Genomic DNA, 20,911 nt, shown 5'->3' on the forward strand with positions numbered 1-20,911 from the left:
CTTGGTGGTCGCACTTTTATCTGGCACTGGCGCCATATCTGGCCTGAAATCGTTCTGCTTATCTAGCAGAGAATGTTGGATGCATGGACGAAAAGCTGCCGGATATTGAGCCACATAAGCCGCCTAAAATCCGTCTTGACGACCTTCCGAACTATATTGCGATCCAGCGCCGCCCTGCCAGCACGGCGATGGCGATCAGCGTGATGGCGGCGGCGAGATGCATCAACAAATCCATCAGTTCTCCCGCCACGGGATGACAGAAGCCCAGGATGATTTGCGACATTGCGGCGATACCCAGACCAGCAATCGCCAGGCTACCGGCGGGATAGAGCGAGCGTGTCAACCGCAGCGCTGCGACCACGACCACCACCATCGGTATGCCGGCAATCATCATGAAGGTGTAGCAGTAGATCCCATCACCAAAGTGCCCGACTGGATCGCCTGAACTGGTGATTTGCAGCAGCTCGACCAGCAACCACACCACCGAAAACGCGGCCAGCCATCGCCACTGCGGCAGCTTGTGGCCAGCGATGCTCAGCGCAAATGCGGTCTTCAGGGCAAACACGCCCAAGCCCAGCGACACCAGCATGCCCAGGCCGGCCCACAGTGCGCCGGGATCAGCCCAGTTCGCAGCGGCCGATGGCATCATCAGCGACGCCAGAAAACCGCATGGCATCGCCACCAGCATCCAGCCCAGCGCCCGCTGCCACGGCGACGCGGGTCTTTTCACCGGCGTCACGTCGCGGCTGAGGCGTTCAATCAGGGCATCATGGTTATTCATGGTCTGTGTTTCCATTCCGGCGAAGCGTAGTGAAAGCGCGGTGCAGCAAGGACTTCACCGCCGACAGCGTCATGCTGCTGGCCGTCGCTGCTTCAGCCAGGCTCAATTCAGATAAATGCACCAGTTCGACCATGCGTCGTTGACGGTCGGGCAGACGGCTCAGCATGCCGTCGAGTTGCTGATGGGCCGCCATGCTGTCATGCGCCTCGGCGATCGAGCCATCGGGATGCGCGAACACGGCCTCCTCGTCCAGCACTTCCCAGCCCTGGCGGCGGCCGCGCGCGCGCAACGCGTCAATCGCGCGCGCGGAAGCAATCGCCGCCAGCCACGGCAAAAACGGACGGGCCGGGTCATAGGTGTGGCGCACCCGATGCACCGTCAGCAAGACGTCCTGTATCACGTCTTCCACGAAGGCGTCATCGTGATAGATCTTGCGCCTCACCATGCCGCGAATGATGGGAACGATCGCTTTCAGCAAACGTGCATAGGCAATCTGATCGCCATCCTGAGCCCGCACCATGAGCTGCGCCCAGGCAGCTCCTGAAGCAAGGCTCTCCGCTGGCGATGAATCGATCAAATCTCGTTCCCAATGTTATTTACGACCGTTTTTTTGAGGCGTGCTGCAAGGCGGATATGACGATTTCCGGACTCAGAAGTTGCGGCAGCAGCGTGGGCTCGCCGCCGTCAGCTGGATAAACAACGTACACCGGAAGTCCGCCTCGGCCAAACTGATTGATGGCCTGGTCAATATCGGGATTATATTTGGTTGAATCCGCGACCATGTAAATTGTTTCTGTCTGCGCCATGGCTTCCTTCACCGCAGAGGTGGATAACGCTGCCTTGTCATTCACCTGGCAAGTAATGCACCACGACGCAGTGAAATTGACAAAGATCGGCTTGCCGCTTTTGCGTTGTGCCTCCACCGCCTGCGGCGTCCATGCGATTGGCGCTGCCGACGACATCGGTTTGGACGGGCCAGCGCCGGCGATAGCACCAGCACTGGTCTTGGGCAAATCAGCCAGTGGCAGCGTCAGACCAACCAGCAGCACAATCGAAAAGCCCAACAACAGCCGATACGATCGTCCAGCCAGCAGACGCTGTTGCGCCAGTCCATAAATCCAGGCGGCAAACCCCAGCACGACCGATGAAGCCAGCAACGTTCCCAGCGCGGAGGAACTCGCCTGCTGATCCAGTACCCACGCCAGCCACGCAGCGGCAGCCAGCATCGGGAAAGCCAGCACATGCTTGAGGACTGCCATCCATGCACCGGGCTTGGGCAACAGACGGGCACAGGCAGGCACAAGGGAAATCGCCGTGAACGGTGCGGCAAAGCCAAGCGCGAGCGCCAGGAAGATCGCCATGCCCTCAACCGGCGGACGCACCAACGCCGCGCCGATCGCGCCAGCCATAAACGGCGCCGTGCAAGGCGTAGCCACAATAATGGCCAGTGCCCCGGTCAGCGCAGCGCCTAGCGGCCCCGTTTGCGAGGCGCCAACGCCGCCGATGCGTTGCACCGACAGGCCGACTTCAAATACGCCCATCAGATTCAGCGCCGAACCGAGCATGACGAGTGCCAGAGCCGCAATCAGCACAGGCGACTGCAACTGGAAGCCCCACCCGACCGCCGCCCCGCCAGCACGCGCCATCAGCAGCGCGCCACCGAGCAGCATCATGGTGACGACCACGCCGGCCAGAAACGCCAGGCCATCAATACGCACCGCCCTCGGGTCGCCGGTATGACGGATGACGCCGAACGCTTTCAGTGAAATCACCGGGAAAACGCACGGCATGCAGTTGAGGATCAGTCCGCCCAGAAAGGCGGCCGCAAGGGTGGTGAGCATGGTCATTTGGCGGTCTTATGCCACGCTTCGACAGCGCTCATCGCTTTCTTGATGTGCAGTTCCGGGTTTGGATCGGTGTAGCTGAGCAAAATCTTGCCGTCCGGCGCAATCACGAACGAGGTGCGTTCGGAGAGCGCTTTGCCGTCCTTGGTGGTGAACTGGGTGTGATACAGCGCGGCAACCTTGGCGCCCGGATCGGCGGCGACGGCAAACTTGTCGCGGCATTCCAGCTTGGAGAACTCGGCAACGCGGTCGGCATTGCCGGCCGTGACGCCAATCACGGTGGCATTCAGCTTGCGGAAATCATCCGTCGCCTCGGCGAACTCATGCGCTTCCAAGGTGCAGCCCTGGGTGAACGCGGCTGGAAAAAAATACAGGACCACTGGACCTTGGCGCAGTGCTTTGCCCAATGCGAACGTAGTCGGCTTGCCGGCCAGCGCAGCATCCAACTGGAAATCCGGGGCTTTCGCGCCTTCAGGCAGCGCCGCCAGCGCATAGGACGCCGAAAGCGCCAGGAAAGTTGAGAGCGTAGCTTGCGCCAGATAGGTCCCGAGACGTGCCATTGTGAACTCCTGTTGATGGATTGTTGACCATGTGATCATGGCCATATCGGAGGTTCGCCAAGGACAGCGGAAAAGTTTCGGTCACAGAAAAATAAATTTGGCTATTCACACCGAATACTGGCAGCGACCAGCTGGTGTCGAACGATCTTCTCGGTAGTTACACACTTCGTTGCAGCGATCGGAAGCTGATATGCCAGCCGCGCGCCACTCGCTGACTGGTAATCACAGTAGAACCACTTGGCGCCATCCGCATCTGTGCCCGCGAAGTTGAACTGGCGTCCCGAACCAGAAGGCAAATCGGCCCCGCGAAGCTCGCCAATATCTGTGGCCAGTCCAATAAGGACGCCAGCCTCTGCGAGACCAGAACCCGCGCTATGACCGGCAGGCGCATGCCAACCCGCATTGTTTAACGTCAGGACGTGCTGCCGATCAGGATATCGATCTGGACATGTCAAGCTGAGTGAAGTGGCTGCCGCACCTTGCATGAAAAGCAAAGACAGCCCCATTCCAAGCATCGCCACTCCTCTTGTGGAATCCAGAGGTCTTATTCTTGAGGATTAAGCAGCGTATGAGTTTGGCCTTGCGCAAAACCTGCGCGCTCGGCGACTGATTAGCGTACCGGCGGCGTCAAGGCCGCCTCCACCTGGCGGCGCGCGGGACCGCTGCACAGCGCTGCCAGTACCGCCTCCTGCGAAAGCTCCCCCGCCTTCTGCTGGGCAACCTCCGATATCGGCTTGGCTGGTTTGGCCGGCGCGGCGGCCGCTGCTGCTGGCGCAGCCTTTTCCCGCGTCTGGCAAGCGGCGACGAATTTGGCCTTCAACTCGGCACGCGAGCCAAACATATCGTTGAAGACCAGCTTCAGGATGCGCACCTGTGTTTCGGGCGGCGCGTCGGCCACCGCCGCAACAGCAGACGACGGATCGCCGGCGTGCGCAGGCGACAACAGTATCAAAAGAACTATTCCCGCCGCCAGTGACTGCCCTGCATATTTTTTCACATTTCCTCCAATTTCCTTGAAGAGACATCATCTTAGCGGAGCGGTAAAAGTCCTGTCGCCGCCGGCAGTCTCTGTCGGTTCGGTCGCGATTCCGGTATCATTCGGCATGAATACGATTTCCTTCCAACCGTTTATTATTGGCGTCGCAGGCGGTAGCGGCAGTGGCAAGTCCACTGTGTCCCAGAAAGTGCTCGCTGCGTTTGGCGCAGACATGGTCTCGGTCGTGATGCAAGACGATTACTACCGCGACCAAACTCATCTCAGCCCTGAAGTCCGTCCCCAGCAGAATTACGACCATCCCCAGGCCTTCGAGTGGTCGTTGCTGGTGCAACACATCCAGGCGTTGCGCAACGGCGAAACGATCGAAATGCCGGAGTACGACTTCACACTCCACAACCGCTCCGACCGCACCATCACCGTCAAGCCCGCCCCGGTCATCGTGATCGAAGGCCTGTTTGCGCTGTATGACGCGGACTTGTGCGACATGATGTCGCTGAAGATCTATGTCGACACCGCCTCCGACATCCGCTTCATCCGCCGCATGCAACGCGATATTACCGAACGCGGCCGCTCGGTCGAAAGCGTGGTCGACCAGTACCTGGAAACGGTCCGTCCGATGCACAAGCAATTCATCGAACCAACCAAGCGCAACGCCGATATCATCATTCCGCACGGCGCCAATGGCCCAGCTGTGGATATGATCACCACCAAAGTAGCCAGCGTTATCGGGCAGTTGAAACAGTCCTGATTTCGCTCATGCCAAAACGCAAAGAGCCGCCGCCGAGCGGCTCTTTGCATTTTGGCGAGCACAAAAAACTGTTGACATCGTCCCTCGTTGGTTTATGCTTACTGCATCGTTACAGTAAATCGATACAGTAAACCGATTCAGCCATACCCGGATTTTCGCCGTACGTTTCACCGCTATATTTTTTTCCCGATTTACTGTATCGATACAGTAAATCGTTGCAGTTCCAAGATGATAAATATAAGATAACGGAGACTATGATGACTGGACCACTTACGCCCGGCGCGTTGCGCCGCCGCCCCTCTTTCCGGATGACGCCGCTCGCCTCCGCCGTGGCGCTGGCCCTGCTGGGCGCCCTGCCCGCGCATGGCCAGCAAGCCGGCGATGCAGCAGCGACGACGCCGGCGGCGCCCGCCGCCGACCAGCTCAAGCTGGAATCGGTGGTGGTGACCGCCAACCGCCGCGTGGAAAAACTGGAAGACGTGCCCGCCTCCATCTCGGTGCTGGGCGAGGAATACATGCAGCGCAATAATGTGCGCGAACTGGTCGACATCATCAACCTGTCGCCGGCGCTGTCGGTGTCGGTCGGTACGCAGGTCGGCACCAACAGCATCAATATGCGCGGCATCGGCACCACCTCAAACAACCTCGGCATCGAGGGCGACGTCGCCATCCTGGTCGACGACATCCCCTATTCGCAAACGCAGCAGGCCTTCAAGGACATGACCGACATGGCCCGCGTCGAAGTATTGAAAGGCCCGCAAAGCACGCTGTTCGGCAAAAGCGCCATCGCCGGCGCCGTAGTCATGACCACCAAGCCGATCGGCGCCGGCCCGATGCAGACCCGCGTCAGCGTCTACGACACCAGCGACCACGAGTACCGCGTCGCCGCCTCGCTCAGCGGCCGCCTGACCGACACCGTCGGCCTGCGCCTGTACGCCAGCAAGACCAACTTCCCCGGCATGCTGCACAACCTGACCGATGACAGCATGCAGAACGGTTCCGGTGCCAAGACCTTCATGGCCAAGCTGCAATGGAAAATCTCCAACGACCTGGACGTGCTGATCACGCCGCGCTTCGACCATTCGCGGGCCACCGGCAACACCGCCGCGATCACCTCCATCGGTCCCGGCGTCGGCTACCTGTACAACAAGAACTACACGGCGCTGTCCAACACCGCGGTGCTGCGCGACATTCACGTCAGCCAATGGAACCGCGAGATCCGCAACGACTCGCCGACCGGCCTGGAGGCGACCGACCGCGCGCTGGGCGTGCGCGTCAACTACCTGTTCCCGGACAGCTCGCCGCTGGCCGGCCACGCGCTGACCTCGATCACCTCGGTGGACAACAACCTGTCCAACGACTTCCGCGACAACGACAACATCGACCTGATCTCGACCTACTACCAGGTCAACGCCGCCGGCAAGCCATCGGGCATCGCCGAGTCACCGATGATCAACGGCACGATCGCCAGCAAGACCTCGACCCAGGAGTTCCGCCTGACCTCGCCGGACAGCGGCAACTTCCGCTACCTGGTCGGCCTGTGGGCGGCGCGTAACACGCTGTACCGCACCTACTTGCGCGGCAACGCCTTCGTCAAGGAAACCAACTACACCAACTACGACACCAACTCGGGCAGCCTGACGCACGCGATCTACGCCAACACCAACTGGGACTTCGCGCCGAAACAAAGCCTGAGCGCCGGCCTGCGCTACAACCACGAGGCCAACGACTACTCGTTCCACACCATCGACAGCCTGTCCTCGACCGCCGCCAACAATGTGCACACCGGCGAGAACCTGTACGTGGCGCCGCAGAACAAGGAAAACGCCGTCACCGGCAAGCTCGGCTACACCTATCACCTGAACGACGAGATGATGGTGTACGGCACCGCCTCCACCGGCCACAAGGGCGTGGCCTACGACATGACTAGCGGCGCCAACAACGTCAACGTGTTCGCCCACCTGCCGCTGGCGCCGGAAAAAGCCACCAGCTTCGAAGCCGGCTTCAAGGCCAACCTGTGGAACAACCGCGCGACCTTGAATGCGGCCATCTTCCAGACCCGCTTCCGCGACTACCAGACCTCGGCCACCGAACGCTTCACCGACGGCAGCCAGGCCAGCGTGCTGTACAGCATTCCATCGCTGCAGACGCGCGGCTTCGAGGCCGACGCCACCGTGCTCGCCACCCGTGCGCTGCTGCTCAACGCCAGCATGGCCTACACCCGCGCCGTGGTGCGCGACTGGACCCAGGGTCCGTGCTACAGCGGCGCCACCGACTGCACCATTCCCAACCAGCTGGTGCCCGGTTCCTTCCTGCGCGACGCCAGCGGCGGCATGATGCCCAACGCGCCGAAATGGAAGGCCAGCATGGGCGGCGAGTACACACTGCCGGCGGTGTCGTGGATGCCCTACGTGGCAGCGATCAACGCCCAGTGGCGCACGCAGGCCAAGGTGCAGGGCGCGATCAGCCAAGACCCGTCGCTGCAACGGCCCGGCTATGGCATCTTCGACCTCGGCGCCTCGATCAAGGACGCCAAGGGTAAATATAAATTGTCGTTCGGCGTCAAAAACCTGTTCGACCACCATTATGCTGTCGGCAATGTCGGCACCTTCCTGAACTTCAAGAAGGCTGCCGGCGGCTCCGATATCAGATCTTACGGCTGGCAACCCGCCCGCGACGCGTTCCGCTACACCTCGATCCGCCTGGACGTGGCGTTCTGAACGCATAACACTCAACAAGGAAATCATGAGCGAACCAAAAATTCAGGATGTAGCGAGACTGGCCGGCGTATCGACCACCAGCATCTCGAATTTTCTGAACAACCGCATGGAGCAGATGCGGCCCGACACCCAGCGCAAGATCCAGCAGGCGATCGAGCAACTGGGCTACCGGCCCAACAACGCCGCCCGCCAGCTGAAGACCGGCGTCGCCTCCATGGTGGGACTGCTGGTGCCGTCGCTGGCCAATCAGTTCTTCGGTTCGCTGGCCTGCGCGGTGGAGACGGCCGCCGCGCGCCACCACTGCCACGTGATGACCTTCAGCACCTTCCGCGATCCGGAGCGTGAACGGGCCGTGATGGCCGACCTGCTGGCCTACGGCGCGCAGGGCATCATCACCGGCTCGGCCCTGAACGACACCGACCATCTGGTAGCGATGACGGCACGCTGCCCGGTGGTGGCGTTCGACATCAAGCGCTCCGATGACAGCCACGAACGCATCACCACCATCTCGGTGGACAACGTGGCGGCCACCACCAAGGCGGTGGAACACCTGGTGGCGCTGGGGCACCGTTCCATCGCGCTGGTGACGCCGCCGCCGTACACGCTGAACCGCCAGGACCGCGTGAAGGGCTTCCAGCAGGCGACGGCGGCGGCCGGCGTCAGCGGCGAGCTGGTGATCGCCGACGCCACCGACGCGCCGACCGACCTGCACGGCGACACCCAGCTGTTCGAACTGGGCCGCAGCGCGGCGGCGCGCCTGCTGTCGGCCGCCAGCAAGCCGACGGCAGCCATCGCCATCAACGACATGATGGCGATCGGCATCGGCATCGGCCTGAAGCAATTGGGCAAGCGGCTGCCGCAGGATTTTTCGCTGATCGGCATCGACGATATTTTCTTCTCCGCCGCCAACGACCCGCCGCTGACCACGCTGCGCCAGCCGATCCAGGCCATGGCCGACGCGGCGGTGCAACGCATCCTCGCGCCGAACACGGCAACGGCGGGCGGCGAGCTGTTCGCACCGGAACTGATCGTACGGGCGTCCACTGCGGCGCCACCCAAGTAGTCAACTCAACCATTTATCTGAAAGAGCATAGCCATGGAACTTATCGGAAAACGCGCACTTGTGATGGGCGGCGCCTCGGGCATCGGCAAGGCCAGCTCGTTGGCATTGGCACAGGCCGGCGCCGACGTCGTACTGACCTACTGGAGCAGCGCCGACGAAGCGGCAGACGTGGTGGCGCAGATCCGCGCCCTCGGCCGCAACGCCCAGGCCATCAAGGCCGACCTGACCGATGACAAGATCGCCGAACAGGTCTTTGCCGAAGCGGAAGGCGCCATCGGCGAGATCGACATCCTGTTCGCCAACATCGGCGGCCTGATCCAGCGCTGCCGCGTGTCGGAAATGCCGCTGACCTTGTGGAACGAGGCGCTGAACCTCAACCTCACCACCACTTTCCTGATCAGCCAGGCGGCGCTGAAGCGCATGGAACCGCGCGGCCGTGGCGCCATCATCACCATGTCGTCACTGGCGGCGTTCGATGGCGGTGGACCGGGTTCGGCGCACTATGCTGCCTCCAAGGCGGCGATCGCCACCTTCACCCGCGCGCTGGCCAAGGAAGTCGGCCCGCTGGGCATCCGCGTCAACGGCGTCTCGCCGGGCCTGATCGCCACCCGCTTCCACGACACCTTCAACACGCCAGCCAACCGCCAGGCCATCGCCGAACGCACGCCGGCACGCCGCGAAGGCACGCCGGAAGACGTGGCCAACGTGGTAGTGTTCCTGGCGTCCGAACGTGCCGCCTTCCTGGCCGGCGAAATCATCCAGGTCAACGGCGGCCTTGGCCTCTACTGATTCCCTTCCGGAGCCATCGATGAATCAAACCTTCACACGGCGCCGTTTCCTTGGCGCTGCGGCCCTCTCCTTGCCCGCGTTTTCGCTGACCAGCGCGCTGGCGCAGGATGCGCGCGAGTCGCTGGGCACCATGCAGGGCAAAGTGACTGGCGGCCCGCATCCGCTGGAAACGCTGATGCAAGCGCATCCGGCAGCGTTGCGCGCCGAGCTGCGCGGCGTGCATCCTCGCGTCTACACCACCAAGGCCGGCCTCGATGACCTGCGCCAGCGCGCCAAGGGCAGCCAGCGCGCCGAATGGCAGAAAGGCCTCGCCGGCCTGATCGCCATGCGCGAAGCGCCAGCCGCAGCACCGGCGCAGAAACGCCGCGCGCAGAACAACACCGCCATCGGCATCATCGGCGCGGCGCTGGCCTACCAGATCGAGGGCGACGCCAAATACCTGGAAGCGGCCAAGCGCTACATGGACGCGGCGGTCAGCTATGAAGTCTGGGGCTACACCTTTAGCAAGCCGGACATCGACCTCGCCGCCGGCCACCTGCTGTACGGCCTGGGCGCCGGCTACGACCTGCTGTACGACGCGTTGACCGAAGAGGAACGCAAGCGCTACCGCGACAAGCTGATACGCCAGGCCGGCATCCTGGCCAAGCACTTTTCCCCAAAGCCGGGAAAATCGTACTCGTACAGCCAGAACCACTGCTTCATCCCGATCGCCGGCCTGGCCGTGGCGGCCTACGCGGTGTGGGACGACACGCCGGAAGCGGCTCAATGGGCAGCGCTGTCGCGCGCCATCTTCACCCGCGTGCTGGAAGTCGCCTCGCCGGACGGCTACTTCTACGAAGGCGTGGAATACTGGATCTTCTCCATGCCATGGATCATCCACGCGCTGGATGCCTTCGCCCACGCCGCCGGCGACGACCTGTACGATACGCCGGCATTGAGCAAGGCGCACCTGTACATCGCCCATTCGATCACGCCGAACGGCCAGGACATCTACGACTTCGGCGACGCCTTCGAAGGCCCGATCACGCGTTCGCGCGTCGGCGAGGAACCGGCGCGCACCCATCCCGGCGGTAAGCTCAACTCCAACTACAATCTGCTGTACCGTCTGGCGGCGCGCTTCAAGAATCCGGAAGCACAAGGCGTGGCGGACTGGATGGCCTCGCTGGGCCACGTCTGCGCGGAAGATTTCTGGACGCTGTTGTGGCGCGATCCGACACTGAAATCGTCGCCGATGTCGGCCATGACGCCGCACCATCATTTCGACGACCTTGGCACCGTCTACTGGCGCAGCGACTGGACGCCGAAGGCCACCGCCTTCGCCTTCCGCGCCGGCCCGCCGGAAGGCCATCACGTGGCGCACGTGATCGACAAGCTGCCGGACTGGCATCTGGAAATGGGCCACTCGCATCCCGACGCGGGCAGCTTCATCCTGTTCGGCGGCGGCAGCTACCTGACCGGCCCGATGGGCTACGCCGGCATCCCCAAAAGCAATCTGAGCAACACGCTGCTGATCGATGACCAGGGCCAGGCCAACGAAGGCGGCGGCCATGACGCCTTCCGCGACTATCCGTATGCCCGGCTGGACAGCATCCGCATCGCCAGCACCAAACTGGAACGCGACCGCGCCGACATCGTCGCCGACCTGGCGGGCGCCTACCGGCCGGAACTGGGCGTGGAAAAGCTGGAACGCCGCTTCAGCTATGCACGCGGCGTCTGGACCGTGACCGATACGCTGCGCGCCAGCAAGCCGGTGGTGCTGACGGCACAGGTGCATGGCGACCGCGCCATCACCCAGACCGGCGCACACAGCTTCGTCGTACCCGGCCAGCCGGCATCGCTGAAAGTGGATGTCGCCACCACCGGCGCGAAGGCAGTCATTGCACCGGGCATCGTGGTGGCAGCCGGTCCGCCAGGCAATGTCGACAAGGGACCGAAGGAAGAACGCGGCGCCGTGCTGCGCGTCTCCCTGCCGGCCAGCAAAGCCGCCACGCTGACCACCACACTGAAGTTCTAAGGAGCAGCACGCATGCAGATACCCGATGTAGTCACCGTGGGCGAAGCGATGGCCTTGATGATCGCCCGCCAGCCCGGCCTGCTGGAGGAGGTGCGCGAATTCGAGCGCGCCACCGCCGGCGCCGAGCTGAACGTGGCGGTGGGACTGAGCCGGCTGGGCTTCAAGGTCGGCTACATCAGTAGCCTGGGGCAGGATAGCCTGGGTCGGCATCTGCGCGCGTTCATGACGGCCGAGGGCCTGGACCTGCGCCACGTGCGCACCGACGAGCTCTACCCGACCGGCTTCATGCTCAAGCAGATGGTGGCCGACGGCAGCGATCCGCAGGTAGAGTATTTCCGGCGCGGTTCGGCCGCCAGCCATTTGTCGCTGGACGATCTGCCGGCGCCGGGAAGCGCATTCCAGCAGGCTCGCCTGCTGCACCTGACCGGCATTTCGCCGGCGCTGTCGACCGGCTGCGGCGAACTGGCGTTTGCGCTGGCGCGACAGGCCCGTGCGGATGGACGGCTGGTCAGCTTCGATCCCAACCTGCGGCCGCGCCTGTGGCCGTCACGAGAGGAGATGATCGCCACCATCAATGCGCTGGCCAGCCAGGCGGACGTAGTGATGCCCGGCCTGGCGGAAGGACAGTTGCTCACCGGTTGTCAGAACGCCGCCGGCATCGCTGACTGGTATCTGGCGCGCGGCGCCCGACACGTGGTGGTCAAGCTCGGGCCGCGCGGCGCCTATGCCGCCAGCGCGGACGGCGGCAACTGCATCGTTCCCGGACTGCCGGTGCGCGAGGTAATCGATACGGTCGGCGCCGGCGACGGCTTCGCGGTCGGCGTCATCAGCGGCCTGCTCGACGGCCTGCCGCTCAGCGAGGCCGCCGCGCGCGGCAACGCCATCGGCGCGCGCGTGGTGCAGTTCCGCGGCGACTGCGAAGGCCTGCCCACCCGCGACCAACTGGCTTCCGCCTGACACGCCTGCCCCACAAAAATAACGGAGACAAAGGCATGAAAACAATCAAAGGTTTGCGCTGGCTGGTCATCACACTGGTCGCCATCGCCACCATCATCAACTACATCGACCGCTCGGCGCTGGCGGTGATGTGGCCGGGCATCGCGGCCGACCTCGGCATGGACAAGCGCGACTACGCCAACATCATCACCGTGTTCCTGATCGGTTATGCGGTCGGCCAGTCGCTGTTCGGCAAGCTGTTCGACGCGCTCGGCACGCGCATCGGCTTCCTGCTGTCGATCGTGGTCTGGTCCGGCGCCATCGCCCTGCACTTCGTGGCGCGTTCGGCGCTGTCGTTCAGCCTGTTCAGGATCATGCTGGGCGTGGGCGAAGCCGGCAACTGGCCGGGCGCCACCAAGGCCATTGCCGAATGGTTTCCAGTGCGCGAGCGCGCGTTGGGACAAGGCATCTTCGGCGCCGGCGCCTCGCTCGGCTCCGTCATCGCGCCGCCGCTGGTGGCTTTCCTGTACGCCTACGTCGGCTGGAAAACCACCTTCATCCTGATCGGCGGCCTGGGCTTCATCTGGATCGTGCCATGGCTGATCGTCTACAAATCCGGCCCCGGCACGCATCCGTGGATCAGCGAAGAGGAGCGCCAGTACATCCTGCACGGCCAGCAACAGACCGTGCAAGCCGTTCAAAACGAATACGTGCCGACGCTGGGCCAGCTGCTGCGCCACCGCCAGAGCTGGAGCGTGATCGCGGCGCGCTTCTTCATCGATCCGGTGTGGTGGCTGTTCGTCAGCTGGCTGCCGCTGTACCTCAATGAGAAATTCCACTTCGACGTCAAGCAGATTGGCATGTTCGCCTGGGTGCCGTACGTCGGCGCGGCGGCGGGTGCGCTGTCCGGCGGCTGGCTGTGCGGCAGCCTGCTGGAGCGCGGCTGGTCGGTCGACCGCGCCCGCAAGCTGGTGATCGCCATCGGCCTGCTGCTGATGCTGCCTGCCCTGCTGCTCAGCGCCGCCGCGCAAACGCCGCTACTGGCCGTGCTGGCCATCGGCGTGATCCTGTTCGGCTTCCAGGCCGCCATCACCAACATCCAGACGCTGCCCAGCGACTTCTTCTCGGGAAAAACGGTAGGCTCACTGGCGGGACTGAGCGGTACGTCGGCGGTGCTGGGCGTAATCATCTGCATGCAGCTGGTGCCGGAACTGACCACCGGCGGCAACTACACCCCGTTCTTCATTCTTGGCGCGCTGTTGCTGCCATTGGTATTTGTGTCCATCTGGCTGGGCGGCGCCGTGGTGCGCGTGCAGCCGAAAAACTAAACAGGAGATCACCATGAATTTCTATAAAAGCCTGCTGCTGGCCCTGCTATTGACCAGCAGCCAACTCACCGCCCATGCCGCCGGCCCCAAGCTCAGCGCTTCCGAAGCGTTCGAGAAAAAAGACGACGGCACCTTCCTGAAAAAGCATGAAGCCATTCTCGCGCGCGGCAAGAGCGGCCCGGTCGGCCTGCTGTTCCTCGGCGACTCCATCACCGAACGCTGGAAGATTGCGCCGCACATTTGGGACGCCTACTACGGCAAGTACCAGCCGGCCAACTTCGGCATCGGCGGCGACCGCACGCAGAACGTCATCTGGCGCATCGAGCATGGCGAGCTGGATGGCATCTCGCCCAAAGTGACCGTGCTGATGCTCGGCACCAATAACAGCCTCGACTACACGGCCGACGAAATCGCCGCCGCCGACCGCAAGATTGTCGACATGATCCGCGCCAAGCTGCCACAAACCAAGATCCTGCTGCTGGGCGTATTCCCACGTGGACCGCGCGATCCGAAAGGCGCGCCGGTGACCGAGGCCGGCGTCGCCGAAGCGGCCAAGCGCATGCAGACCATCGACGCCGTCAACCAGGACCTGGCCAAGCTGGACGACGGCAAGACCATCCGCTTCCTCAACATCAACCACGTGTTCCTGGGCCAGGACGGCCGCATCCCCAACACCATCATGCCCGACCAGCTGCACCCCGGCGCCGCCGGCTACCAGCTGTGGGCCGACGCCATGCAGCCAACGCTCGAAGGAATGCTGAAATGAGAATTGTCCTCCATGCCGCCGCCCTGTCGCTGCTCGCCGCAATAACACTGCCCGCCGCCGCACAAAGCTACACGCCGCAGGCCGCTCTGCAAAAACTGTTCGCGGTCGAGGGCAACTCGCCGTATCCATCGCCCTACGCGGGCACGCTGAACTTCAGCGCGTTGACATCGAAATACGATTCAGGCCACGGCCACGGTTACCGCAACGAAGTGAAGGTCACCGACAAGCAGCGCCTCAGCGCCGCGCAAACGCACGAGCATTTCGCCGCCCGCATCACGCCGACGCTGCCAGCCGGCGCCAAGACCATCGTCGCCCAATACCATGTGGAAGGACTGGACACCATCCTCAAAGTCTACGTGCAGGATACGGCCGACAAACAGGGGCTGGATGGCAAGGCCGGCAACGGCGTGTTCGACATCCTGGTGCGCATTCTCGGCACCGATGGCAAGGAAGCGACGACCGCGTTGGGCACGGTGCATTCGGGCGAAGGCTTCGACCTGGACATCGTCTTCAACGCAGGCGAAGCGCTGGTGACGGCGCGCACGGCCAGCGGTGGCGAATTGAAAACGCCGCTCACCCGCATCAAAGGGGACGACCGCCAGATCTACTTCAAGTTCGGCGACTACCTGCAAGCGCTGGACCCAGACACCGGCAAACACACCATCGAGCCCGCCAAGTGGGATCAGTATTACCGCCAGAACCACATCGACAGCAGCCAGATCAGCTTCAGCCACACCATTTTTGAACGCAACGGAGCGCAGCCATGACCACCACCGTATCCGACGAAACCCTGGCGACCCTGAAGACCATTGCCACCTCCACGCTGACCACGCTGCTGTTCAAGCGCGGCTTCCGCAACGTCTTCATCCAGGGCGCGCGGCCGCTGAAGACCGGCCAGCGGCTGGCCGGCCCGGCTTTCACGCTGCGCTACATCCCGGCGCGTGAAGACCTCGACGGCATCGACGCCTTCCTCGATCCGCGCCATCCGCAGCGGGTGGCAGTGGAGGAGATCCCGCCCGGCGCCGTGCTGGTGATGGATTGCCGTGGCGACGTGTCGGTGGCGTCAGCCGGCAGCATTCTGGCCACCCGCATGCAGGTGCGCGGCGTGGCCGGCATCGTCACCGACGGCGGACTGCGCGACGCCAGCGGCATCGCCAAACTGGAGATTCCGGCCTGGTGCTCCGGCCCATCCGCACCGACCAACCTGATCCGCCATCACGCTTTGGACATCAACGCGCCGATCGGCTGCGGCGACGTACCGGTCTATCCCGGCGACATCATGGTCGGGGACGACGACGGCGTGGTCTGCATTCCCGTCCACCTGGCCGAGGAAATCGCCCGCGACGCGGTGCCGATGGAGCGCTACGAGGACTTCGTGCTGGAACAGGTGCGCGGCGGCGCCAGCATCATCGGCCTGTACCCGCTGACCAAGCCGGAAAATCGCGCCCTGTTCGACGCCTGGCTAGCGAGCAACCCTTCGCGCGCAGAGCAAGCTTAGACGATCCGTTCCCATCGGCGGCACTATTCGAGAGGGGGATTCTTATTAAAGAAAGCGTCCCTTATTTCCATTGGTATTCTTCCAGACACGGCATAACGACGCCCCCAATTATGCCCTCTGGTAGATCAACTTTCCTTTTGAAAATAAAAATATAAATAATTTTCGAATTGCCCAGCCCACTTTCGCATCACGGGCTTTCAAGTTAATTTTATTTTTTTAAAATAACAAATAAGATAACCGTCGGACTAAATCATTCCATCAACCTAAACCAGTCACGGACCGTTAGTTGAAGGCGGAGAACTTCGTCTTCAGCTAGAGGACTACAATGTGCTATCGGATTACGGAGTGCATTAAGGCTGGAGATGATCTTTTCCAATGCTTTTTTGCTAGTGAAAAGGCTTCCAAAAATATCCCAATTCGACACGATAATCACCGAAAGCTCGCCGAATGTTGTGTAGTCCAACTCATCAAGAGAGCGACGAGTTACACCAGCATCTAGCTCCTTTTGAATTCGTGACTTGACCTCAACTTGGATAACTGTCGGCACCCGCGACGAGCTCCACCAATCATCTCGTTTTTCTGTAGCTTCAATTGTTTCAGCTACAAGTGCCCTAATAGTCTTTTCAAGCGCATAGAATATTTCATAATGTTTTGACATCGATGAGGCTTCTATCCTAACAGCGGCATCAAACTGTGGATAATAAACAGCATCTACTTCTGGCGCGCTAGGCGTAACCGGAGTATGCCCGAGTTCAATGTTATGGGCTCGGCCAATTCGACCCAAATCTTCACTTAACAATTGGTTTGTCATTCCAAATGCTTTTATCCGATTAAGAATATGCTTATTCATCAGATGACAATAGGTGTTCTTTCAAACTGCGAAAGATTGCATTGAACACAGCCTGATCAGACGTAGCCGGAAGATTAAGATTTATCGTATATGAAAGATTCAAGCCAACCCGGCCAGAAGATGGTGTGGGAGATATTGCAATCTGACGTGGGAAATCATTATTTTGCTCTATCGCCTGGTTTATTTCTACGTGCTCAAAGTTGCTCTCAAAATTAGCAAATCCACGCAGATGGACCAGAGTTGAATGAATAAGCGCAACCACTCTATCGTCAGATCCTAGACCAGTCACCTGAACGATTAATGACTTCAGATCTTTGTCACTGAGTTTGAAAAAATACTCGTTTGCCTGGAGTAGCTCACGGTATCCAGTTTTTATTGCATCGGCGATTGCTACACCGCTCCTTGCCGGATTGCGGAACTGCTTATATAAGTCAGTTGGAGCACCGTCCGAGCCAACCATTCCAATACGTTTGAGATATGGAGGGATAGTTGCACCGGTTCCTCCCTTTATCTGCAATACAGTTGTAACAAAGTCCTTCGTAACCCGCTCAGGTGTCGCTGCCGAACGGATTTTTTCTAATGCAGTTTTTATCGAGCCAGGTGACGTTAAATACGGAATTGTTGTAGCCATTGATTCACCCTAATATATTTTTAATCCAGATTAGAAGTGTAGCCCTCGGTTATTCCCTCAGCCTAATGCCTTGTGCCAAGCCGAGATTGCCTACATCCAAGTGTCCCAATAGGACTTAAAGCGTCAATTTTCGTTAGAGACATTCTTAAAAAACTCGAGTATCGACGTCTCGCTACTTTGAGCGTAATCAACATCTCTAGTTCGAATGGAGTTCGATGGAAAAGAAACGAGCAAATCACTGAATGTCCCGTGTGGCATATCCCCGCCAAATTGAGCCTGAATGTTGTTCGGCAAATAATTCATCCCATGCGAGCCAGGGAGATTTTCAAGCTTAAATCGAATTGGATTATTTAATATAATAATCGCATAAGCATATGCTGTTAGAGAATAAAATAGAGTAAGCGGCTTTACCATTAACGGACCACTTCTGCTACTTAAATAAAGTTCTCGACCTTGTCGCATACAATTTTTTAGTCTGCGAGCTTCATCAGAAGTTATTCCTGAATTTTTTTCACTACCTGTTGTCCGTTTGCGAACTTTATAAAGTTCGCGAACCAAATCCGAATTATCAATGTTTTCCAAAAGCTCAATCGCTGGCGAAGGAAAATTCAACTCATCTAAAAGTATTAAATCAATATTGCTTTTGATTCCAACCCTTGCATTAATTTCGTTATTCAGAAGAAAAAGATTCTTTGCATTTAAAAATTCTTGTGTAATATCAGGCTCAAGTTTTTTCTCTAAATAAAAATTTTTAAGATTTCCGTTGTATTTTTCCTGGCCTTCTTTTCCTATTTTCTTCCATTCGGCCAATGCTAAATCTCTTTGTTTTTGATAACTCGCGTAATCAAAAGTTGAATCGAACGGTGGCTTATTTTGGGCAGCCACGCGCTCATAGCTATCCTTTAAAATTTCATCAATTTCCACGGAACTTCCTTTTCATTTTTTACTTTTAATTTGAATTTATTTATAGTTCACTCATAATTTTTTCGCTATTTTTTTTATGTTAGCTCCCTCTCTCGGCTCGGCTCATGTCGGTAATCTTCAGAGATGGAAGCTCCGAAAACACACACATGCCAGCAAAGCCAACGTCTGAATCTGGCCATCAACTCCCCTAATCACGATTTATTTTTCGCTAGCTCGGAGCGCCTCATAACGGTGCTTCTGGCCAATAAAGACCAGCAGCGCTAAACAATCAAAACTAAATGGCAATGTACTTCGTATCGCCGTCGTGATGGGCCAACGTCCAGAATCCCAAGCCGACAACGGCCATGTGCAAGTGCAATGTGCATTGCATTTTATGAAAGAAACTCACTTTTATTTACTCAACCTTCTCGACGAATTTTGTTGGCGCGCGACTGGACAGGCCGCTTCTAGGCGAATTTTGCCTGTTCCCGTGTGGTAAGCCCTTTAACCGATCGGACACCATTGCGTCTCGCCATCAATGTAACGACGGCAGCTGGTTGGCGTCCTCCAGACGAGCGCAGACCTGCCGTAAAGCATATCAGTTTGCCAAACAGAAAAATGCGTAAATAGTCACTTTTGGGGGACCTTCAGTTGAGGTATCCACTGTCTGCCGAATCGACATCAATAAGCTCTCTTTTCCGGCTGCGGGAGCAGCGGCGCCCCCCGGGGCAGGTACCGTTGAGCGCCGAAGGTGCGAATGAGGGAAGTGAAGTTAGCTAACCGCAGGTTAGCTAACTTCACATATCCTGCCCGCCGTTTCTACGCTATTTTTCCGCCTCTGAATGCAACTGAAGTGAGATTTTCTGCGCTTCCAAACGCCACTAAGTGCGATTTCGGCGCTTCCGAACGCCACTGAACGCCACTCCGCGAAGCCAAGCACAACAGGACGGCATAGCAATGCAAATACCTTCTATTGTCTGCAAAGGCTAAGCACAGCCAACAATAGTGCGAGCCTTGGAAAGTACCCCTATTTCTGCTGCCCATCGGCCGCGACCGAATCGATGTAGTCGGCCCAGTCCTGCATCATCCTGTGGCGCTCAGCAAGAAACTGCGCACGGTCGTATGCGCTAGCGACTTTGTCCTTCGGGGCATGGGCTAATTGCCGGTCAACGACCTCGTGCCGATAGCCAAGCCGTTCCTTGATCGTGCTCATGGCAAGTGCACGGAAGCCATGCCCCGTCATACGGCCTTTGTACCCCATGCGAGCCAACGCGACCAGGATCGTGTTATTGCTAATCGGCTTGCGCGGATCGCGCTGGTTCGGAAACAGATACTTGCCCCCACCTGTAATGGCGTGCAGTTCACGCAGCAGCTCACAGGCTTGGCGTGACAAACACACATGATGGTCGGTCATGTCCGGGTTGACGGTCAGCTTGCCCCGCTTCATGCGTTGCCATGGAATGATCCATTCGCATTTTTCTAAGTTGACCTCGCTCCATGGCGTTTCAATGAGTTCGCTGGTTCTGACAAAAACAAGCAGCATCAGGCGCAGCGCAATGCGCGTCGGCTTGAACATTCGGGCCTCATTCCGCTCTAGCACCTTTAGAAACATTGGGAGTTCATCGGCATCAATTGCCGCGAAATGAGAAGCGCGCCGAGTCTTCAGCACGTCTTTCATGTCCACAACCAGATTGCGGTCGGCCAGGCCGCACTGGATCGCATAGCTGAAAATTTGTGAACACACCGCTTTCATGCGGTGCGCAATTTCACTGGCACCGCGCGCCTCAATTTTGCGCAGCGTTGCGATGATGTCGCGGTGCTTGAGCTCACCGATCGGCCTGTCGCCGATCTGGTCGAATATGTCGGCCTCCAGACGCAAGAGCATGTTCTTGGCTGTACGCTCACTCCATGTCGGGATCTTGTTGGTGTACCACTCGCGGGCTATCCTCTCGAAGGTGTTAGCAGCCTTGTCCGCTGCAAGGCGTTTTAAGTCGTCGCGGTACTCGGCTGGGTCAACACCCCTAGCCATCAGGCGTCGGGCTTCCAAACGCTTTTCTCGGGCCTCTAGCAGCGAAATTTCTGGGTAGTGTCCGAACGTCAGCGTATTTTCCTTGCGGTTCTTCTGGCGAAACTTGAGCCGCCAGATGCGAGAACCGGTTGTTGCGACATCAAGGAACAGACCGCCACCATCGAAGAGCTTGTAGTTCTTCTCACGCGGCTTGGCGTTTCTGACCTGAGTCTCGGTCAGCGGTGCAATGATTTTTCCCATGACAGTCTCCCTCGGCCTGATGCCGAAAACTACTTTAGACCGCGTCTGAGGGTATGGGTTGACTGTGAGAGCAAGAGCTGATCCGTATCAAGCCCCCAAAAAGGCTGGATGCAGCTGGACAGTGGAGGACGCCAGAAAACAAAAAAGCCGCTGTAGCAGGGGCTAAAGCGGCTTTTTCTGGATGATTTCGGACTTGCTCGGATCACCCAATTTG

General features: G+C 59.5%; 20 protein-coding genes. 10 read left to right on the top strand and 10 right to left on the bottom strand.

Annotation, left to right across the window (positions count from 1 at the left end; genetic code table 11):
* Nucleotides 1-151: 151 nt before the first annotated feature.
* The 6 genes from GTP69_RS05810 to GTP69_RS05830 form a co-directional block, all read right to left on the bottom strand.
* A complete protein-coding gene (locus GTP69_RS05810) occupies nucleotides 152-781 on the bottom strand; it encodes an NrsF family protein (RefSeq protein WP_161053999.1) in 630 nt (209 codons plus the stop codon).
* Nucleotides 774-1,358 carry a sigma-70 family RNA polymerase sigma factor gene (locus GTP69_RS05815; RefSeq protein WP_202424310.1) on the bottom strand — a complete coding sequence of 195 codons (585 nt, stop codon included), beginning with the start codon at nucleotides 1,356-1,358 and terminating at the stop codon, nucleotides 774-776. The genes GTP69_RS05810 and GTP69_RS05815 overlap by 8 nt, the downstream gene beginning before the upstream one ends.
* 19 nt (nucleotides 1,359-1,377) lie before the next feature.
* On the bottom strand, nucleotides 1,378-2,628 hold the full coding sequence (locus GTP69_RS05820) for a protein-disulfide reductase DsbD family protein (RefSeq protein WP_202424311.1): 1,251 nt from the start codon (nucleotides 2,626-2,628) through the stop codon (nucleotides 1,378-1,380).
* Nucleotides 2,625-3,185 (bottom strand): peroxiredoxin, encoded by a 561-nt coding sequence (locus GTP69_RS05825; RefSeq protein ID WP_110847015.1) that lies wholly within the window; start codon nucleotides 3,183-3,185, stop codon nucleotides 2,625-2,627. The genes GTP69_RS05820 and GTP69_RS05825 overlap by 4 nt, the downstream gene beginning before the upstream one ends.
* Nucleotides 3,186-3,286: 101 nt before the next feature.
* On the bottom strand, nucleotides 3,287-3,700 hold the full coding sequence (locus tag GTP69_RS31815; RefSeq protein ID WP_371867816.1) for an STY0301 family protein: 414 nt from the start codon (nucleotides 3,698-3,700) through the stop codon (nucleotides 3,287-3,289).
* Nucleotides 3,701-3,795: 95 nt separating this feature from the next.
* A complete protein-coding gene (locus GTP69_RS05830; protein ID WP_161054000.1) occupies nucleotides 3,796-4,182 on the bottom strand; it encodes a hypothetical protein in 387 nt (128 codons plus the stop codon).
* 106 nt (nucleotides 4,183-4,288) lie between these two features.
* On the opposite strand from GTP69_RS05830, the gene udk reads away from it, so the two are divergent.
* The 10 genes from udk to GTP69_RS05880 all read left to right on the top strand — a co-directional run bounded on the left by udk (nucleotide 4,289) and on the right by GTP69_RS05880 (nucleotide 16,044).
* Nucleotides 4,289-4,930, top strand: coding sequence for a uridine kinase (udk, locus tag GTP69_RS05835; protein WP_161054001.1), 642 nt, complete (start codon nucleotides 4,289-4,291; stop codon nucleotides 4,928-4,930).
* Nucleotides 4,931-5,187: 257 nt separating this feature from the next.
* Complete coding sequence (locus GTP69_RS05840) at nucleotides 5,188-7,650, top strand: TonB-dependent receptor (protein WP_161054002.1); 2,463 nt, start codon at nucleotides 5,188-5,190, stop codon at nucleotides 7,648-7,650.
* Between the two features lie 25 nt (nucleotides 7,651-7,675).
* A complete protein-coding gene (locus GTP69_RS05845) occupies nucleotides 7,676-8,713 on the top strand; it encodes a LacI family DNA-binding transcriptional regulator (protein ID WP_161054003.1) in 1,038 nt (345 codons plus the stop codon).
* Between the two features lie 33 nt (nucleotides 8,714-8,746).
* Nucleotides 8,747-9,502: an SDR family NAD(P)-dependent oxidoreductase gene (locus tag GTP69_RS05850; RefSeq protein WP_110847021.1), complete on the top strand. Its 756-nt coding sequence runs from the start codon at nucleotides 8,747-8,749 to the stop codon at nucleotides 9,500-9,502.
* A gap of 19 nt (nucleotides 9,503-9,521) precedes the next feature.
* Nucleotides 9,522-11,516: a DUF4962 domain-containing protein gene (locus tag GTP69_RS05855; protein ID WP_161054004.1), complete on the top strand. Its 1,995-nt coding sequence runs from the start codon at nucleotides 9,522-9,524 to the stop codon at nucleotides 11,514-11,516.
* A gap of 12 nt (nucleotides 11,517-11,528) precedes the next feature.
* Nucleotides 11,529-12,473: a sugar kinase gene (locus GTP69_RS05860; RefSeq protein ID WP_161054005.1), complete on the top strand. Its 945-nt coding sequence runs from the start codon at nucleotides 11,529-11,531 to the stop codon at nucleotides 12,471-12,473.
* Nucleotides 12,474-12,508: 35 nt separating this feature from the next.
* Complete coding sequence (locus GTP69_RS05865; RefSeq protein WP_161054006.1) at nucleotides 12,509-13,780, top strand: MFS transporter; 1,272 nt, start codon at nucleotides 12,509-12,511, stop codon at nucleotides 13,778-13,780.
* A gap of 13 nt (nucleotides 13,781-13,793) precedes the next feature.
* Complete coding sequence (locus tag GTP69_RS05870) at nucleotides 13,794-14,546, top strand: GDSL-type esterase/lipase family protein (RefSeq protein ID WP_161054007.1); 753 nt, start codon at nucleotides 13,794-13,796, stop codon at nucleotides 14,544-14,546.
* Nucleotides 14,543-15,313 carry a polysaccharide lyase family 7 protein gene (locus GTP69_RS05875; RefSeq protein ID WP_161054008.1) on the top strand — a complete coding sequence of 257 codons (771 nt, stop codon included), beginning with the start codon at nucleotides 14,543-14,545 and terminating at the stop codon, nucleotides 15,311-15,313. Before GTP69_RS05870 ends, GTP69_RS05875 begins: the two co-directional genes overlap by 4 nt.
* A complete protein-coding gene (locus GTP69_RS05880; RefSeq protein WP_161054009.1) occupies nucleotides 15,310-16,044 on the top strand; it encodes a ribonuclease activity regulator RraA in 735 nt (244 codons plus the stop codon). The genes GTP69_RS05875 and GTP69_RS05880 overlap by 4 nt, the downstream gene beginning before the upstream one ends.
* A gap of 250 nt (nucleotides 16,045-16,294) precedes the next feature.
* Here GTP69_RS05880 and GTP69_RS05885 read toward each other — a convergent pair whose 3' ends face one another.
* The 4 genes from GTP69_RS05885 to GTP69_RS05900 form a co-directional block, all read right to left on the bottom strand.
* The gene (locus GTP69_RS05885) at nucleotides 16,295-16,894 is read right to left on the bottom strand and encodes a Swt1 family HEPN domain-containing protein (RefSeq protein ID WP_161054010.1); all 600 of its coding nucleotides are present in this window, start codon (nucleotides 16,892-16,894) and stop codon (nucleotides 16,295-16,297) included.
* Complete coding sequence (locus tag GTP69_RS05890) at nucleotides 16,887-17,525, bottom strand: DUF5343 domain-containing protein (RefSeq protein ID WP_161054011.1); 639 nt, start codon at nucleotides 17,523-17,525, stop codon at nucleotides 16,887-16,889. The genes GTP69_RS05885 and GTP69_RS05890 overlap by 8 nt, the downstream gene beginning before the upstream one ends.
* Before the next feature lie 123 nt (nucleotides 17,526-17,648).
* Nucleotides 17,649-18,449, bottom strand: a complete 801-nt coding sequence (locus GTP69_RS05895) for a YaaC family protein (protein ID WP_161054012.1) — start codon at nucleotides 18,447-18,449, stop codon at nucleotides 17,649-17,651.
* Nucleotides 18,450-19,455: 1,006 nt separating this feature from the next.
* On the bottom strand, nucleotides 19,456-20,697 hold the full coding sequence (locus GTP69_RS05900; RefSeq protein ID WP_161054013.1) for a tyrosine-type recombinase/integrase: 1,242 nt from the start codon (nucleotides 20,695-20,697) through the stop codon (nucleotides 19,456-19,458).
* Nucleotides 20,698-20,911: the final 214 nt, after the last annotated feature.

The organism is Duganella levis (assembly GCF_009857605.1).
Classification (GTDB): Bacteria; Pseudomonadota; Gammaproteobacteria; order Burkholderiales; family Burkholderiaceae_D; genus Rugamonas; species Rugamonas levis.

Coding starts and splice junctions, on each gene's coding strand:
- GTP69_RS05810 (WP_161053999.1), bottom strand. CDS start 781: ATGAATAACCATGATGCCCTGATTGAACGCCTCAGCCGCGACGTGACG.
- GTP69_RS05820 (WP_202424311.1), bottom strand. CDS start 2,628: ATGACCATGCTCACCACCCTTGCGGCCGCCTTTCTGGGCGGACTGATC.
- GTP69_RS05825 (WP_110847015.1), bottom strand. CDS start 3,185: ATGGCACGTCTCGGGACCTATCTGGCGCAAGCTACGCTCTCAACTTTC.
- GTP69_RS31815 (WP_371867816.1), bottom strand. CDS start 3,700: ATGCTTGGAATGGGGCTGTCTTTGCTTTTCATGCAAGGTGCGGCAGCC.
- udk (WP_161054001.1), top strand. CDS start 4,289: ATGAATACGATTTCCTTCCAACCGTTTATTATTGGCGTCGCAGGCGGT.
- GTP69_RS05840 (WP_161054002.1), top strand. CDS start 5,188: ATGACTGGACCACTTACGCCCGGCGCGTTGCGCCGCCGCCCCTCTTTC.
- GTP69_RS05845 (WP_161054003.1), top strand. CDS start 7,676: ATGAGCGAACCAAAAATTCAGGATGTAGCGAGACTGGCCGGCGTATCG.
- GTP69_RS05850 (WP_110847021.1), top strand. CDS start 8,747: ATGGAACTTATCGGAAAACGCGCACTTGTGATGGGCGGCGCCTCGGGC.
- GTP69_RS05855 (WP_161054004.1), top strand. CDS start 9,522: ATGAATCAAACCTTCACACGGCGCCGTTTCCTTGGCGCTGCGGCCCTC.
- GTP69_RS05860 (WP_161054005.1), top strand. CDS start 11,529: ATGCAGATACCCGATGTAGTCACCGTGGGCGAAGCGATGGCCTTGATG.
- GTP69_RS05865 (WP_161054006.1), top strand. CDS start 12,509: ATGAAAACAATCAAAGGTTTGCGCTGGCTGGTCATCACACTGGTCGCC.
- GTP69_RS05870 (WP_161054007.1), top strand. CDS start 13,794: ATGAATTTCTATAAAAGCCTGCTGCTGGCCCTGCTATTGACCAGCAGC.
- GTP69_RS05875 (WP_161054008.1), top strand. CDS start 14,543: ATGAGAATTGTCCTCCATGCCGCCGCCCTGTCGCTGCTCGCCGCAATA.
- GTP69_RS05880 (WP_161054009.1), top strand. CDS start 15,310: ATGACCACCACCGTATCCGACGAAACCCTGGCGACCCTGAAGACCATT.
- GTP69_RS05885 (WP_161054010.1), bottom strand. CDS start 16,894: ATGAATAAGCATATTCTTAATCGGATAAAAGCATTTGGAATGACAAAC.
- GTP69_RS05890 (WP_161054011.1), bottom strand. CDS start 17,525: ATGGCTACAACAATTCCGTATTTAACGTCACCTGGCTCGATAAAAACT.
- GTP69_RS05900 (WP_161054013.1), bottom strand. CDS start 20,697: ATGGGAAAAATCATTGCACCGCTGACCGAGACTCAGGTCAGAAACGCC.